The 13,764-nt window shown below is 56.4% G+C and carries 16 protein-coding genes and 1 pseudogene; 6 read left to right on the plus strand and 11 right to left on the minus strand.

What is annotated here, in order from left to right:
* Positions 1–155: 155 nt before the first annotated feature.
* From AC1RPZ_RS16795 to AC1RPZ_RS16820, 6 genes and pseudogenes are all read right to left on the minus strand, one after another.
* Positions 156–533 (minus strand): annotated as a pseudogene (locus AC1RPZ_RS16795) (response regulator); the annotation flags it as partial.
* 270 nt (positions 534–803) lie between these two features.
* Positions 804–2,135, minus strand: coding sequence for a deoxyguanosinetriphosphate triphosphohydrolase (locus AC1RPZ_RS16800; RefSeq protein ID WP_493138095.1), 1,332 nt, complete (start codon positions 2,133–2,135; stop codon positions 804–806).
* 66 nt (positions 2,136–2,201) lie between these two features.
* Entirely contained in the window at positions 2,202–3,365 is a 1,164-nt protein-coding gene (locus AC1RPZ_RS16805) for an EAL domain-containing protein (protein ID WP_493138096.1), read from the minus strand.
* A gap of 124 nt (positions 3,366–3,489) precedes the next feature.
* On the minus strand, positions 3,490–3,834 hold the full coding sequence (locus AC1RPZ_RS16810) for a hypothetical protein (protein ID WP_493138097.1): 345 nt from the start codon (positions 3,832–3,834) through the stop codon (positions 3,490–3,492).
* A complete protein-coding gene (locus AC1RPZ_RS16815) occupies positions 3,831–4,220 on the minus strand; it encodes a phage holin family protein (RefSeq protein ID WP_493138098.1) in 390 nt (129 codons plus the stop codon). The genes AC1RPZ_RS16810 and AC1RPZ_RS16815 overlap by 4 nt, the downstream gene beginning before the upstream one ends.
* 1 nt (position 4,221) lies before the next feature.
* Positions 4,222–4,536, minus strand: a complete 315-nt coding sequence (locus tag AC1RPZ_RS16820) for an ElaB/YgaM/YqjD family protein (protein ID WP_493138099.1) — start codon at positions 4,534–4,536, stop codon at positions 4,222–4,224.
* A gap of 386 nt (positions 4,537–4,922) precedes the next feature.
* Between AC1RPZ_RS16820 and AC1RPZ_RS16825 the strand changes: the two genes are divergently transcribed.
* The 4 genes from AC1RPZ_RS16825 (at position 4,923) to AC1RPZ_RS16840 (ending at position 7,972) form a co-directional block, all read left to right on the plus strand.
* Entirely contained in the window at positions 4,923–6,131 is a 1,209-nt protein-coding gene (locus AC1RPZ_RS16825; RefSeq protein ID WP_493138100.1) for an ammonium transporter, read from the plus strand.
* A gap of 176 nt (positions 6,132–6,307) precedes the next feature.
* Positions 6,308–6,544 carry a glutaredoxin family protein gene (locus AC1RPZ_RS16830; RefSeq protein ID WP_493138101.1) on the plus strand — a complete coding sequence of 79 codons (237 nt, stop codon included), beginning with the start codon at positions 6,308–6,310 and terminating at the stop codon, positions 6,542–6,544.
* A 123-nt stretch (positions 6,545–6,667) separates the two neighbouring features.
* Positions 6,668–6,988: a transcriptional regulator gene (locus tag AC1RPZ_RS16835; protein WP_123428899.1), complete on the plus strand. Its 321-nt coding sequence runs from the start codon at positions 6,668–6,670 to the stop codon at positions 6,986–6,988.
* 93 nt (positions 6,989–7,081) lie between these two features.
* The gene (locus AC1RPZ_RS16840; RefSeq protein ID WP_493138102.1) at positions 7,082–7,972 is read left to right on the plus strand and encodes a pseudouridine synthase; all 891 of its coding nucleotides are present in this window, start codon (positions 7,082–7,084) and stop codon (positions 7,970–7,972) included.
* 132 nt (positions 7,973–8,104) lie between these two features.
* Here the strand turns inward: AC1RPZ_RS16840 and AC1RPZ_RS16845 are convergent, their stop codons facing one another.
* Positions 8,105–8,326 carry a YgdI/YgdR family lipoprotein gene (locus AC1RPZ_RS16845; protein WP_493138103.1) on the minus strand — a complete coding sequence of 74 codons (222 nt, stop codon included), beginning with the start codon at positions 8,324–8,326 and terminating at the stop codon, positions 8,105–8,107.
* A 77-nt stretch (positions 8,327–8,403) separates the two neighbouring features.
* Positions 8,404–9,006 (minus strand): molybdenum cofactor guanylyltransferase MobA, encoded by a 603-nt coding sequence (gene mobA, locus AC1RPZ_RS16850; RefSeq protein WP_493138104.1) that lies wholly within the window; start codon positions 9,004–9,006, stop codon positions 8,404–8,406.
* Positions 9,007–9,087: 81 nt separating this feature from the next.
* Between mobA and moaB the strand changes: the two genes are divergently transcribed.
* On the plus strand, positions 9,088–9,627 hold the full coding sequence (moaB, locus tag AC1RPZ_RS16855; protein WP_054596381.1) for a molybdenum cofactor biosynthesis protein B: 540 nt from the start codon (positions 9,088–9,090) through the stop codon (positions 9,625–9,627).
* 22 nt (positions 9,628–9,649) lie between these two features.
* Positions 9,650–10,837: a molybdopterin molybdotransferase MoeA gene (locus AC1RPZ_RS16860; RefSeq protein ID WP_493138143.1), complete on the plus strand. Its 1,188-nt coding sequence runs from the start codon at positions 9,650–9,652 to the stop codon at positions 10,835–10,837.
* A gap of 29 nt (positions 10,838–10,866) precedes the next feature.
* Here the strand turns inward: AC1RPZ_RS16860 and AC1RPZ_RS16865 are convergent, their stop codons facing one another.
* From AC1RPZ_RS16865 to AC1RPZ_RS16875, 3 genes are all read right to left on the minus strand, one after another.
* Complete coding sequence (locus tag AC1RPZ_RS16865; RefSeq protein ID WP_493138105.1) at positions 10,867–11,526, minus strand: response regulator; 660 nt, start codon at positions 11,524–11,526, stop codon at positions 10,867–10,869.
* A complete protein-coding gene (locus AC1RPZ_RS16870; protein ID WP_493138144.1) occupies positions 11,523–12,416 on the minus strand; it encodes a sensor histidine kinase in 894 nt (297 codons plus the stop codon). The genes AC1RPZ_RS16865 and AC1RPZ_RS16870 overlap by 4 nt, the downstream gene beginning before the upstream one ends.
* A 518-nt stretch (positions 12,417–12,934) precedes the next feature.
* Positions 12,935–13,405, minus strand: coding sequence for a hypothetical protein (locus tag AC1RPZ_RS16875; protein WP_493138106.1), 471 nt, complete (start codon positions 13,403–13,405; stop codon positions 12,935–12,937).
* Positions 13,406–13,764 lie beyond the last annotated feature (359 nt).

Consider the following 13,764-nt stretch of genomic DNA (forward strand, 5'->3'; position numbering starts at 1 on the left):
ATGTAGACGGTCATTAGTTCTGGTTGATATGGGTTTTTACAGTTAGTGCCCAATCACTATTTCTGGTGCGTGGTGGTGTTGAGGGCTTTTTGTTTGTCATGAGGTGTCTGAGGGTTCTCCGTTAATTGTGTTTGTTGTGTTTGTTGTGTTCTAGGGGTCAACAAGTTTATAAATTCAGATTGTTTCAGTGGTTTTGCCAAATACCCAAGTAATGGCAGTCGCCGTTCGTGTGCATTTTTTTTCAATGTATCCAGTTCGGTCGAGTCAAGGCTGCTCAGGATGATTGCCTGTTGGATCAGACCCTGGTGGCTGGCAATGCCAATCAAGTCGAGGCCGGAGAGGTCAGGCAGGCATTGATCGCACAGCAAGATGTCGAATGGTCGCTGAACTTGAGTCATCGCCTGTAATGCATTTTCAGCATTGTTTACGGCGGTGAGCTGAGTGAAACCGTAACTTTCAAGCAGGTATTGGGTCGCTTTCAGCTGAAAGGGGTGATCCTCCACCAGCAGGATGCGCAGATCGTATTTGAACATATAGCTTTCCATGCAAAATGGCTGACCTGCGGTGGCGTCAGAAATAATTTTATAGTTTTAATCAGCACTGTCTTCTTTGCCGTTGATGGATATCTGTCCGCTTTACGGCTCTCGATCCTGTTGATCAGGATAGAGTGATTATTTCGGGTGTATATAGAGCAAACGATCAGTTTACTCTGCACAAGATGTAGGGAAAATCTCTCAGTACTACAAAGTGTTGGGGGATGATCAGCCGCCACTGAATATTCCGGGGCGACTGATCGATTGATTTCACGAGTGGCTGGAGCGTCCGGTCATTTCCAGTGCCATTTCGCTTGCATAGTTGTCGGTCATGCCGGCAATGAAGTCGATCATGCGTAAAAACGAGGTATGCAAAGGCCCGTGCGGGTCGGGCGCGTTACTTCCCAACAGATCGAGGATGCGACGGTTCTTGAATGAAGCTGTTCGACCGCCGTGCTGCTCCAGCGCCGCGCCGCAGAAGCCATTCAGCAGAATTTCCAGCGTAGTGTATGCACCGATTTCGTGCAGGGTTTTGCGCTTGTCCTGGAAGATTTTTTTACGCGCCATGTCCTTGGCATTCAGCACGCAACGCTTGGCGGGCCCATGCATATGTTCCACCAGATCGCCGTGAAGGGTGCCCGCCAACAGTGCGTCCTGTTGCTCGACGAATGCGCGTGCCGCAGCGTTGGTCAGGTGCTCGATGGCTTTGCCACGCAGAATCGCCAGTTTGCGGCGACGCGAGTCATTGGGGCCGAGTTGACGGTAGGTTTCCGGCAGGTCATCCCCAACCAGACCGAGCAACAGGGACTCCACCTCGGCGTATTCCAGAAGCTCCATCTCCAGACCATCTTCAAGGTCGATCAAGGCGTAGCAAATGTCATCGGCAGCCTCCATCAGATAGACCAGAGGATGCCGGGCCCAGCGCTGTTCCTCGAGTTGAGGCAGGCCCAGTTTCTGGGCGATTTGCTCCAGCAGAGGCAGTTCGCTCTGATAGCAACCGAACTTGTGTTTTTTGTAACCCAGCGAATCGGCATGGCGCGCGGTCCATGGATACTTCAAGTACGTACCCAGTGTTGCGTAGGTCAGCCGTGTACCGCCGTCAAACTGGTGGTATTCCAGTTGGGTCAGCACCCGGAAGCCCTGGGCATTACCCTCGAAGTTGAGGAAGTCGTCGCGTTCGACTTCGCTCATGGCATCCAGCCAGCCCTTGCCCGCGGCTTGTTGAAACCAGTAGCGGATGGCGTCTTCACCCGAGTGGCCAAAGGGCGGATTGCCGATGTCGTGGGCCAGGCAAGCTGACTGCACCACCATGCCCAGGTCGCTTGGCTCGCACCAGTCGGGCAGGGCGCTGCGGATGGTTTCACCAACGCGCATACCCAATGAGCGCCCCACGCAACTGACTTCCAGTGAGTGGGTCAGGCGCGTGTGGATATGGTCATTGCTGGATACCGGGTGGACCTGGGTCTTGCGGCCAAGACGGCGAAAGGCGCCGGAGAAAATGACCCGGTCGTGGTCTTTATGGAAGGGGCTGCGACCGAGTTCTTCCGGGCTGTGCACCGGTTTTCCGAGGCGTTCACGATTAAGCAGGGTATGCCAATCCAAGGCAGGTTCTCCGTCAGGTGACTGATGCCCTAGCTTCCCGGTTCGTGCAACGCCCTGCAAGCGGAACTACAGGCCCACCGCGTCGATATCGATCAGCAGCAAGCGTTGACCATTGTCGAAGAACTGCCCGGCGGTGAGGCAATACTGGTTGCTGGTGGCATCGCGGTAAGTGTTCGACAGGGTCAAGCGTCGCTCGTCCCAGCCCTCGGCCAGCAGATGATAGAAGTACGGTCGCCAGGACCAGTTGTGACCCAGATAGCTGTTGTCGGCTTCCCAGCCGCCATTGCGCCATTCCAGGTTGGGGGTGAGCTGGGTACCCTGCCGGTCGCATTGGTAAAAGCGCAGTAGCCAGGGGAAAGCATTCAATTGCGGCAAATGGCTGATGGGCGCATGGGCCTGAGCCCAGGCTTGCAGAATACCCATCAGTTCGCCGAGCTGTTGGCGCATGACCATCAGCCGTCCGCGCTCGGCGAGTTTCTGTTGCACATAGCGTTCTCGCAACCTTGCGAAGTGTTCGACGAATGCATCGCTGGCGAAGAAATCGACCTGCGCCCTGGCGAACAGAAAGCCCTGAACGTAACGTGAGCCGCACTCCAGAGCGAAATTCAACTGAGCTTCGGTTTCCACGCCTTCGGCGATGATCCAGCAACCGGTTTTCTCTGCCATTTGTGCCAGTGCCTTGACCACATCGCTGCTTGGACCGCCCCGTGCGGCCGCCTGGAACAGGCGCATGTCGAGTTTGAGAATATCGGGTTGCAGCGCCAGAACGCGATCGAGCTGGGAATACCCGGCGCCGAAATCATCGATGGCAATTCGCGCACCTGCCTGTCGATAGCGAGTCACCACCTCGCTCAGACGCTGGCTGTCGCCACCCAGTTCGGTAATCTCGAAAACAATGCGTCGCGGGTCGACAGCGTGCCGGTTCAGTTGTTTGAGGCTGGGTAATGCCTGATCCGCACGCAATCGGCTGATCCAGCGCGGTGACATGTTCAGGCTCAGAAACCAGTCGGCGGGAGCTTCATGCAACCGGCTCAAAGCGTCATCACGGATTTGCCGATCGAGACGGCGTAACGCGATGGCGGGGGTTCGTTGATCGGCAAACAGCGGGCCGACCGAGGCGAGTTGGCCATCGGCCTGGCGCAGGCGACCCAGCGCTTCGACGCCAGCAATACGTCCTGTGGCGGTATCGATGAACGGCTGAAAGCAGGCGAGCGGTTGCCCGTCGATCACGTGGCCTCCTTAGTAAGGTCTGGTTTGGAGTCGAGCCTGGTTGCCGGGTAGGCAGGCAGAACCGAACCCCTCGATAAAGAGGTTCGTTCCTTGATGCTTTGCAAGAATGCAGCCAGATGTTGGCCTACTGGTTTTTACCCGAGGAGCCTTGCAGTACCAACTTGATCAGCGGCAACAGGCTGGTACCCAGCTGGACTAGCCGAGTGACACTGCTGATGCCACCGTTCTTGGCGCCCTTGCCGCTGAGAAAGCCCAGCAAGGTCACGGCGGCGATGCCCCAGAGCGGCGCGTGCTTGATGCCCAGACCCTCCTGGAAGTTTTGCTTCATCGCGCGTACGTGTTGCAAGGGCTGCAACAGCTGCCGTGATTCATGGCGAATCTCCTGGCGATGCATTTCCATGCGCAAGCGAATCAGCGCCTTGCGCATCTCTTGCCGGGAACTGTTTTTGGGGATTTCAGGCAGGCTCATGGCAGCAGGCGCTCCCTGTCGTTCGCCAATTCTTCAAGGGTGGCGTTGAAAGGCGATGATTCATCAAAGATCGCTGTTTTCAAGCGTATGCCGCAGAAGAGCGCCGCGAGCGTATAGAAGACGCACAGGCCGATGATCCCCGCCAGGCGATTAGTGTCCCACAGCAGAATCAATACCAGCGCCGAAAGCCCCATCAGCAACAGCAAGGCGAAAACCAGCGCCAGGCCTGCGAACAGCAACAGACTGACGGTGCGGGCTTTCTGCTCTTGTAATTCGATGCCGAACAACTCGACATGGCCGTGTAGCAATCCAAGGAAAGCGGCGCCGAGGCGTCGCGATGAAGCGCCAGGGCCAGTTTCGGACGAGCCGGATTCACCAATAGCCATATCAGCGCCGCGTCGCCAGCAGACCAATCAAAAAGCCTACGCCGGCCGCGATACCCACGGCTTGCCAAGGATTGGCCTGAACATAGTCTTCAGTGGCGGTGACGGCTGCCTTGCCGCGTTCGCGCATGGAGTCTTCGGTCAGTTGCAGGGTTTCGCGAGCCCGCAGCAGGCTTTCGTGAATCTGACTGCGTAGCTCATCGGCTTGATCACCGGCCAGTGTGGCGGTGTGTTCCAGCAACCGTTCAGTGTCGTTGACCAGTGTCTGAAAATCTTCCATCAGGATTTCTTGAGCAGTCTTTGCCGTTTTGCTGACCATGGTGATCTCCATCAATGGCGTATGAAATGTTCGAGTATGAGCCTTGCTCGAAGGTTCAGTGCTAGGGGGGGGCGTTCTCAATTAGTTTCCCCTCCGCGCCGGGGAAACTAATTGAGAACGCCCCCTAATGCCTGGTACAGCTTTTGCTATGTCGTGGTGCGCCAGCCAGTGCCGATGTGCTGAAACTGGGCATGTTTCGCGAAAACCTTAACCCAAATAATAGAACCGCGCGCAAACACCCGAGCAACGATTGACCTCAATGAGTTTTTTGCGCCAAAACGGTTCGCCGGTGTAAGGGTCGATGCCAAGCCTGGTATCAACTTGGTGCGTAAATTGGCTCAATGAACTGCTTTGGTGCTTTTGCGACTTTAAGGTCTGCCAACTCCATGGAAAATTTGCAAAGTGCTGTGGACAGCCTGGTCCATAGCTCCAATACGCTGTTCATTCTGATCGGCGCTGTCATGGTTCTGGCCATGCATGCCGGTTTCGCTTTTCTGGAAGTCGGCACGGTTCGGCAAAAAAACCAGGTCAACGCTTTATCGAAAATCCTCAGCGACTTTGCCATCTCGACGCTGGCTTACTTCTTTATAGGCTACTGGGTTTCCTACGGTGTCACTTTCATGCAACCGGCCGCGGTCATCAGTGCTGATCACGGGTATGGGTTGGTGAAGTTTTTCTTCCTGCTGACCTTTGCCGCAGCCATTCCGGCGATCATCTCCGGGGGTATTGCCGAGCGCGCTCGATTCGTTCCGCAGTTGTGTGCGACGGCGCTGATCGTTGCGTTCATCTATCCGTTTTTTGAAGGTATGGTCTGGAACGGAAACTTTGGTCTGCAAGACTGGCTGTTAGCGCGTTTTGGTGCCAGCTTCCATGATTTTGCGGGATCTGTGGTGGTGCACGCCATGGGCGGTTGGCTGGCGCTGGCGGCGGTATTGTTGCTCGGGCCGCGCAATGGCCGGTATCGCGATGGGCGTCTGGTGGCGTTTGCGCCGTCGAGCATTCCGTTTCTGGCATTGGGTTCGTGGATTCTCATCGTCGGATGGTTCGGCTTTAACGTGATGAGCGCGCAAACCCTGCAAGGCGTCAGTGGTCTGGTGGCGGTCAACTCGTTGATGGCGATGGTCGGCGGCACGGTTGCCGCGCTGATTGTCGGCCGTAACGACCCAGGGTTCCTGCACAACGGTCCACTGGCCGGGCTGGTGGCAATCTGCGCCGGCTCTGACTTGATGCACCCGGTTGGTGCGCTGGTGACCGGAGCCATTGCCGGGGCTTTGTTTGTCTGGTGTTTCATCGCGGCGCAAAGCCAATGGAAGATCGACGATGTACTCGGTGTCTGGCCGTTGCACGGTCTTTGTGGCGTTTGGGGCGGGATTGCCTGTGGGATATTCGGTCAGAGCGCCTTGGGTGGGCTCGGTGGGGTAAGCCTGATCAGCCAGTTGATCGGCACCGCGCTCGGGATAGCCGTGGCACTGATCGGAGGCTTTGCGGTGTATGGCGCGATCAAGCTGCTCCATGGGCTGCGCCTGAGTCAGGAAGAGGAGTATTACGGAGCGGATCTGTCGATTCACAAGATCGGCGCGGTCAGCCAGGATTAGTTGCCTTTAGTTGATCGGCCGAGCTCGCGCAGGATATTTTACGGTTCTGCGCGGGCGCGGTAACCGCGCCTTGTTATCCGGATAACTCAAATTGGCCGTCCACAGGGGGGCCGTCGCTCGACGACTTTTCATCCCCGGCCTAGAATAGTCACCCAATCCTCGTTGGTCTGCTTGTCATGCCCCCTGAATGCCAGTTGTTCGGCACCCTTGGTTGCCATCTCTGTGAACTCGCTGAAGCGGAGCTGATGCCGTTGATTGAGCACGGTTTGTTGGTGGAACTGGTCGACATTGCAGGCAGCGAAGACTTGTTTGAAGCCTACGGCTTGCGCATTCCGGTGTTGCGCCGCGTTGATACGGGGGCCGAGCTGGGTTGGCCTTTCGACGCCGAACAGGTCGTGGCATTCCTGCGTTAACCCCCTTCTCGCTTTCAGCGGCAGACGTTCCACCTGTCGCGATCCCCAGGTAATGCGTTGGCGTAACCCCGATTATTCGTTTACTGTATGCACGTACAGTTATTCGCGTTAGAGGGATGCAGCATGGTCAATGTCGAACAATTGAAAGCCAGCGTGAACCGTATGTCGGCTGATGTCGTACAGGAGGCGGTGCTGGAGTTGCGCCTGGATGGTTTGGTCACGGAAGGAAAAACGCCATTCAACAAATTGCACTTCAACACGTGCTTCGCTGAAATCGAAGCCTTGTTTCAGCGTGCGGGTTATCACCGTCAACTGGATGTCGTGGGTTATCAAGGGTTGTTATATGCGCTTTATGATCCTGGCCGTTGGGAGGCTGTCGATGTATTGCGCTGGCTGAAGGAGTTTACCGAAGCGGCGGCGCAGCGAGAGTCGCTGACAGCGTGATAATCATGAGGGCGGCTCGCACGGAATCTCTCCTAGGTTCGCTCATGCCCTTGTTGGATAATGCACGCCTGTATTAAGGGCCAGAGCTTTCGTATGTCCACCTCATCTTTTTCCGCCGCACAGAATCAGGCCAGTACGCTGTACCTGCCGCCGGGTGCCTGGTTGACCGTACTCGATTGTCTGTGTGAGCACTTCAACGCCATTGGTCGCGAACAATGGCTGGACAGGATTGCCCGTGGTCGTGTCCTGAATGGTCAAGGTCATGCGATTGCCGTGGACCTGCCTTACAAGGAAGGGCTGCGGATTCACTATTTCCGGGAAGTCCCCGATGAAAAACCAATCCCGGTGCTTGAGACGATTCTGTATGCCGACGAGCATCTGGTGGTCGCGGACAAACCACACTTTCTGCCGGTGACCCCGGCGGGCGAATACGTCGAACAGACGCTGCTGCGGCGTTTGATCCGTCGCCTGGATAACCCGCATTTGGTGCCTTTGCACCGCATCGACCGGCACACGGCGGGGCTGGTGCTGTTTTCTGCCAACCCAGAGAGTCGTTCGGCCTATCAGTCGCTGTTTCCGACACGGCAGATCGAAAAGCGTTACGAAGCGATTGCTCGCGCTTTGCCGGAGTTGTCGTTTCCGCTGGTGCATAAAAGCCGCCTGGTCGATGGCGAACCGTTCTTTCGCATGCAAGAGGGCCCCGGTGCGAGCAATACCGAGACTGCAGTTGAAGTCCTGGAAAGAAACGCCGACCTCTGGCGTTATGCGCTGTATCCGGTGACCGGTAAAAAGCACCAGTTACGGGTACACATGACCGCGTTGGGGGCGAGTATCTGCAATGACCCGTTTTATCCTGATGCGTTGAAAGACGTTGAAGATGATTACGCCAATCCATTGAAGTTGCTGGCCAAAGGGTTGCGTTTTATCGATCCGGTGACCGGGCTGGAGCGAAGCTTTGAAAGTGAAATCACCCTGCAGTGGTGAGTCCCGTGGTGGTTATGGAGCTCAAGCGAGGCGCTCAGTGAGAGGCCTGGGCTGGACAGGATTTTCTTCTATCAGAAATGATAAAACCCGCACGTCGCGGGCTTTATGTTTGCCTGGCTGTCGCCGTGAGGCTTACAGGTCTTTAACGGTGCGAATCTGATCTTTGTTGACTCGGGTTTGCTTGCCATCCAGTTGCTCGAATTCGTAAAAGCCCGACTTGGAATCGAATTGAGGTGTGTCAACCGACTGGATTTCGCGACCGTCATTCAAGGTGATCACCGCAGGCGATGAGCAACCGGCAAGGGTAGCGAGGCCCAAGGCGAGCATGAGAGTGGCGAGGGTCCGTTGAGTCATGTGATGTCTCCGAAAATGAATTCTTTTGAGTACTGAAACTCAGACGTATGCCTGGTGTGCAAGTTCCTTGGTTGGCGTCATTCTGACACGCTGCTGTGCAGGCTTAACAGCTCCGGTGTATTCAGGTTGGCCAGGCGTCGATCGTTTTCGGGGCATTGCAGCGCGATGGCACCCAGGTTTCGCATGATGCGTCCGGGGCTGCGCTCACCCTCGTTCCAGGCGTTTTCAAACTCGCCTGCCAGCGCCACAGGGATAATGCACAGCAACGGTTCCCAATGCTCGCCCTGGCGTAGCATCAAGGGTTTGTCCGGCTGTAGGCGGGCGGCTTCGCGCATAGCCGTGAGTAGTTCGGCATCAATGCGCGGCACATCGCAGGGCAGTATCATCAGATGGGCATGTCGCGCGACCGCCAATCCGGCGCGGATGCCGGCCAATGGGCCCGGGAAGTCATTGTTGTCGTCATGGACCAACTGGTCGGCGTAAGGCGCGTATGTTTCCAGATTGCGGTTGCAGGAAATGATGAGGTCATCGCTTAAACCTCGAGTCTGGCGGTGCAGATGAGCAATCAGAGGCAGGCCTTGCCACACCAGTAGCCCCTTGTCCTGACCACCCATGCGCTGGCCACGTCCTCCCGCCAGAAGCAGGATGGAGCAGGGTGGCAACTGGATGTTCGAGGTCATGGCGCATCTCCATAGGTGCGGTGAAAAAATGAGGCGCTGTGATATAACACCGGGCTGTTTCTCCTACAACTGGACGAGCCTATGAAAGCCAAGGCTGATGTACCTTTCGCGCCGCTGAACATTGCGGTGTTGACTGTCAGTGATACCCGCACGCTGGAAACCGATACCTCGGGACAGGTCTTCGTTGACCGTCTGAGCGCCGCCGGACATAACCTGGCCGCACGTATTCTGCTTAAAGATGACCTCTACAAAATTCGTGCGCAAGTCGCGACCTGGATCGCTGACGACGTCGTGCAAGTGGTGTTGATTACTGGCGGTACGGGTTTTACCGGTCGTGACAGTACACCGGAAGCCGTCAGTTGCCTGCTGGATAAGCAGGTCGACGGATTTGGCGAGTTGTTTCGGCAGATATCAGTTGCGGACATTGGTACCTCGACGGTGCAATCCCGTGCGTTGGCAGGGCTGGCCAATGGCACGCTGGTCTGCTGTCTGCCAGGCTCCACCAACGCGGTGCGAACCGGTTGGGACGGGATTCTCGCGGAGCAACTGGATTCGCGGCATCGCCCGTGCAACTTCGTCGCTCACTTGAAGCAGGCGGCACCCTGTGAATCCCGTGGGTAAGCCGGGCAAGACCGGCAGTTTGATGCCCGTCGAAGTGGCGCTGGCACGCTTGCTGGAAATGGCCGAGGCGTCGCCAATCCTTGAGCGTGAGCGATTGCCGTTGGCTGCGACCCAGGGCCGTGTTCTTGCCGAGGACCTTGTATCGACCCTCGATCTGCCTCCATGGCCCAACAGCGCCATGGACGGTTATGCCTTGTGCCTGTCCGATTGGACTGGCGAGCCACTGGTGGTCAGTCAGAAGATCTTTGCCGGGCAAGCCCCGGAGCCATTGGCGTCGGGTACCTGTGCCCGGATCTTCACCGGTGCCCCGGTGCCAGCGGGTGCAGACTGCGTTGAAATGCAGGAAAACGCAGAAGTTCAGCCAGACCAACGGGTACGTTTTACCGAGCCTATGCGCGCAGGGCAGAACATCCGCCCGCAAGGTCAGGAAACCACGGTGGGTGAACGGGTGTTGATCGCCGGTACGCGCTTGGGTCCGATCGAACAAGGTTTGGCGGCCTCACTGGGGTGTGCAGAACTTGAAGTCGTGCGCAAGGTACGGGTTGCGGTGTTGTCCACCGGGGACGAATTGGTCGAGCCTGGACAGGCCCTTGGCCCAGGGCAGATCTACAACAGCAATCGGGTATTGCTGTGCAGCTGGTTGCAGCGTTTAGGCTGCGAAGTGATCGATGCGGGGATTCTGCCGGACGATTTGCAAGCCACTCGCAATCGTCTCGCCGAATTGGGGAATGTCGACCTGATCCTTTCTACCGGCGGTGTATCGGTTGGCGAGGCGGACTTTCTGGGTATTGCGCTGCGTGAAGAGGGTGAGCTGGCGTTGTGGAAGCTGGCCATCAAGCCAGGGAAACCACTGACGGTTGGGCACTTTCGAGGTGTGCCGGTGATTGGATTACCTGGCAATCCTGCTTCGACACTGGTGACCTTCGCCTTGTTGGCACGTCCCTATCTGTTACGTCGTCAAGGCGTAAGAGAAGTCCGGCCCTTGCAGTTTCAGGTTCCGGCAGGATTCGTCTGGTCCAAGGCCGGCAATCGCCGGGAATACCTGCGCGGTCGTCTGGAGCATGGGCGGGCAATTATCTACAAAAACCAGAGCTCGGGTGTTTTGCGCAGTGCAGCCTGGGCTGAGGGGCTGGTTGAAGTGCTGGAAGAGCGCACGTTGGCCGAAGGTGATTGGGTGAATTTCATCCCGCTGAGTGAAGTGCTGGGATAAGCCTTTTGCGCACTATGGGATCTCAACAGCTAGTCGTCGAGACTGATGATTTGCTCGCGCACGGCAAACAGCACCAGGCCCGCGACATCGAAGATCTGCAAGCGCTTCATGATCTGAGAGCGATGGGTTTCCACTGTTTTGATGCTCAGGCCCAAACCGCTGGCAATCTCGCGAGTGGATTTGCCACGTACGATCAAGCGCAGAATTTCTAGCTGACGTGCCGTCAGATTATGCGTGTCGACCGGTTCTGTCTGGCATTTCCGGACACGAATCAGTGCCTGGTTGATCACGGTGTGAGCGATGGCCGGGCTCAGGTAGCGTTCGTTGTTGCGCAAAGCTTCAAGCGCGTGTTCCAGTTCCGTGGCGGTGGTGTCCTTGAGCAGGTAGCCATGAGCACCGGACTCCAGGGCTTGCATGATCAGCGCCGGGTCGGTGTGCATCGACAGTATCAGCACCTTGCTCTGCGGGCGTACGGTCTTGAGTCTTTGCAGAGCCTCAAGCCCGCCGGTTTCCTTCATGGATATATCCAGCAGGATGATGTCGGGGCTTAGCTGTTCGACCATTTCGAGCAGCTGCGCGCCATCATTGGCTTCACCAATGACGGCGTAACCCGGAATATCCAGAACCAGTGCGCGTACGCCGGCCCTGATCAGCGAGTGGTCATCCACCAGAAGCAAGTTACAAGTCAATGTGGAACCTTATTCGGACTGGCTCGTTCGAGCGCGCGGGGCGCCCAGGGGAAAAGTGCTTCGATCTGCGTACCCTTGCCGGGCTCACTGGTAATGCTCAGGGTGCCGCCCAGTTGCTCGATCCGCTCTGACATTCCGGCCATTCCGCGCTGTCCTTCACGGCCAGGATGGGTGGCTGGAGAAAAGCCCAGCCCATCATCGCTGATAAACAGCGCAAGCCCTTGGGGCAGGCGTTGCACGCGGATCAACAGATTTTTGGCTTGGGCATGGCGCAGCATGTTGGTGACGGCTTCCTGAGTAATCCGAAAGGCCGCCACCGCCATTTCTTCTGGAATACCGGTCAGACGCTGCTGGCATTCAAGGCTCCAGTTCACGGCAGTGTTGGCCAGTGTCTTGAGCAGATGCGCACGCAAACTGGCTTCCAGGCCAAGGCTGGTGAGTTGTCTTGGATTGAGAATGGCCGACACATCGCGAACTTTGGTCAGGGTTTCTTCCAGCGTGTCGCAGAGCACGGTGCAATGGCTTTGTAGTTCTGCGGGCAAACGTCGCTTGAGCCATTCACTTTGAAGCTTCGCCGCCGTCAACAATTGACCGATATCGTCGTGGAGTTCACGGCTGAGCCGATGGCGCTCGTTTTCCTGTACTTCCAGCAAACGGTCGGCAAGTTCCTGAGGCTGGAACTTGATCGATTTGCGCGAGTTGCGATGCTGCACCCAGACACCGGTGGCTGCTGCCAGATTCAGTACCAGCAGCACAACTGGAAGGCGGCAGGAGAGGCAATAAACCAGCAGGCTGCCCACTGCCGAGCACAGGCACAGCAACAGAGTGAACCAGCGAACGTTTTTTCGGGAGGGTGGCCAAGAGGTGACTGACTTGAGGCTGGCGTACATAGCGGATGGAGCCAATGAATGTTCGCTGCGGGCAGACCAATCAGGGCGGCTGACGGGTCTCTGTCTGGAAAACGCTGGTGATTGAGAAGTCGGCTTCAAGTTAGCGCAGTCTGATTGTCAAAATCGAGTTTTGCACCTTCCAGAGGATAGGCCCAGCCTGAAGTCAGAGTGCCCTAAAGTAGTGCTAACTAATTGGGCCGCATAATACCACTTAACATACCGTTGGTCGCGTTCGCTATATAGGTCCATGGCGTCAGGAATTTTGTCATTGCTGGACGTCTGCTCCACGTTAGCGGGCATGGGCTGGTGACGGAGCGTCCAGCGTGATTCATTACGTTGCTAAACAGTTCGCAGCGCTCCAGGCGGGTAGTTCAAGAGGTCGGAAGTCGACAACCAATAGTTGGGTTATTAACTGGCTTCTGTCGTTAAAAAATATGAAATGTTCAATTGCGACGTGAAAGGTTGTTGCTGGAAGTGCTGGAAATTATCAAGCGATCCGATGCATTACTTGATGCAATTCAGGCATGTGTTGCCGAAAGCAGGGCGCATGCGAATGGCCTGGAGGGTGATGCCTGGCGCGTCGGGGCACGGCCAATTTCCATCGCGAAGGCTTCGATCAATGATCTCTGTTCAGCGTCATCAAGGCTGAGTTGGCCGGTCGTCAGGTCGACCAGTTCAAGTTGCCAGGCCATCAATGTGAAGCACTCTTTCAACGCGCAAAGTGCCTGGTCATTCAGATCGATTTGATTGCGTGTATTGCTGAGCAAGGCGTGAAGGCACATCGAGAACTCCGATACGGCCTGCAGTGCCAATGCATCGGCCCGGTTGGCCAGGGTGAACAGTGTGTTCAGCATGCAGTCGATGGCGTCCTGATCATTGTTGATCAGTTGCAGGTGGCTCAGGCATTCCTCGGATTTAGCCAGCAGGGATTCTGCCTCGATCAACAATTCGGGCAGTCGCTGATTCCGGTTTTTACGATCGTTCAGCATGCTTTTCTCCACGACATCAAGTCAGGTGATGCAATCAGCCGTATGGCGAACGGGCGTAAGGTACTGCCGGACGACGACCGGAATCTGTAGGGCAGTTCTGATTTTTTGTGGCTGGCGATGAACGGTCTGTTTGCGTTCGACACGAATTCCCCGATTGAACGAGTCTGATTTGCAGCGTAACGAGGTGCCGCAATCATTCGCCATAAGGCATGAGCGGCGTAACCTGGCGGGCTGAAGAACGAGCTCGGCAATGGTTTTTCGATCACAAACAAAAGCCCGACTCCATTCATGCAATGAGAATGGCATCACATTAATGGCTATTGGATATCGCGAATATCAGGCGAGTCCTGATTGCGGCT

The sequence above is a fragment of the Pseudomonas sp. GW822-FHT02D10 genome (assembly GCF_058802345.1).

What these genes read in the sequence shown, in the direction of transcription:
- mobA (WP_493138104.1), bottom strand. Translation starts at nt 9,006, where the DNA reads ATGACCTCGAACATCCAGTTGCCACCCTGCTCCATCCTGCTTCTGGCG.
- AC1RPZ_RS16860 (WP_493138143.1), top strand. Translation starts at nt 9,650, where the DNA reads ATGCCCGTCGAAGTGGCGCTGGCACGCTTGCTGGAAATGGCCGAGGCG.
- AC1RPZ_RS16810 (WP_493138097.1), bottom strand. Translation starts at nt 3,834, where the DNA reads ATGAGCCTGCCTGAAATCCCCAAAAACAGTTCCCGGCAAGAGATGCGC.
- moaB (WP_054596381.1), top strand. Translation starts at nt 9,088, where the DNA reads ATGAAAGCCAAGGCTGATGTACCTTTCGCGCCGCTGAACATTGCGGTG.
- AC1RPZ_RS16815 (WP_493138098.1), bottom strand. Translation starts at nt 4,220, where the DNA reads ATGGCTATTGGTGAATCCGGCTCGTCCGAAACTGGCCCTGGCGCTTCA.
- AC1RPZ_RS16830 (WP_493138101.1), top strand. Translation starts at nt 6,308, where the DNA reads ATGCCCCCTGAATGCCAGTTGTTCGGCACCCTTGGTTGCCATCTCTGT.
- AC1RPZ_RS16840 (WP_493138102.1), top strand. Translation starts at nt 7,082, where the DNA reads ATGTCCACCTCATCTTTTTCCGCCGCACAGAATCAGGCCAGTACGCTG.
- AC1RPZ_RS16845 (WP_493138103.1), bottom strand. Translation starts at nt 8,326, where the DNA reads ATGACTCAACGGACCCTCGCCACTCTCATGCTCGCCTTGGGCCTCGCT.
- AC1RPZ_RS16820 (WP_493138099.1), bottom strand. Translation starts at nt 4,536, where the DNA reads ATGGTCAGCAAAACGGCAAAGACTGCTCAAGAAATCCTGATGGAAGAT.
- AC1RPZ_RS16825 (WP_493138100.1), top strand. Translation starts at nt 4,923, where the DNA reads ATGGAAAATTTGCAAAGTGCTGTGGACAGCCTGGTCCATAGCTCCAAT.
- AC1RPZ_RS16875 (WP_493138106.1), bottom strand. Translation starts at nt 13,405, where the DNA reads ATGCTGAACGATCGTAAAAACCGGAATCAGCGACTGCCCGAATTGTTG.
- AC1RPZ_RS16835 (WP_123428899.1), top strand. Translation starts at nt 6,668, where the DNA reads ATGGTCAATGTCGAACAATTGAAAGCCAGCGTGAACCGTATGTCGGCT.
- AC1RPZ_RS16870 (WP_493138144.1), bottom strand. Translation starts at nt 12,416, where the DNA reads ATGTACGCCAGCCTCAAGTCAGTCACCTCTTGGCCACCCTCCCGAAAA.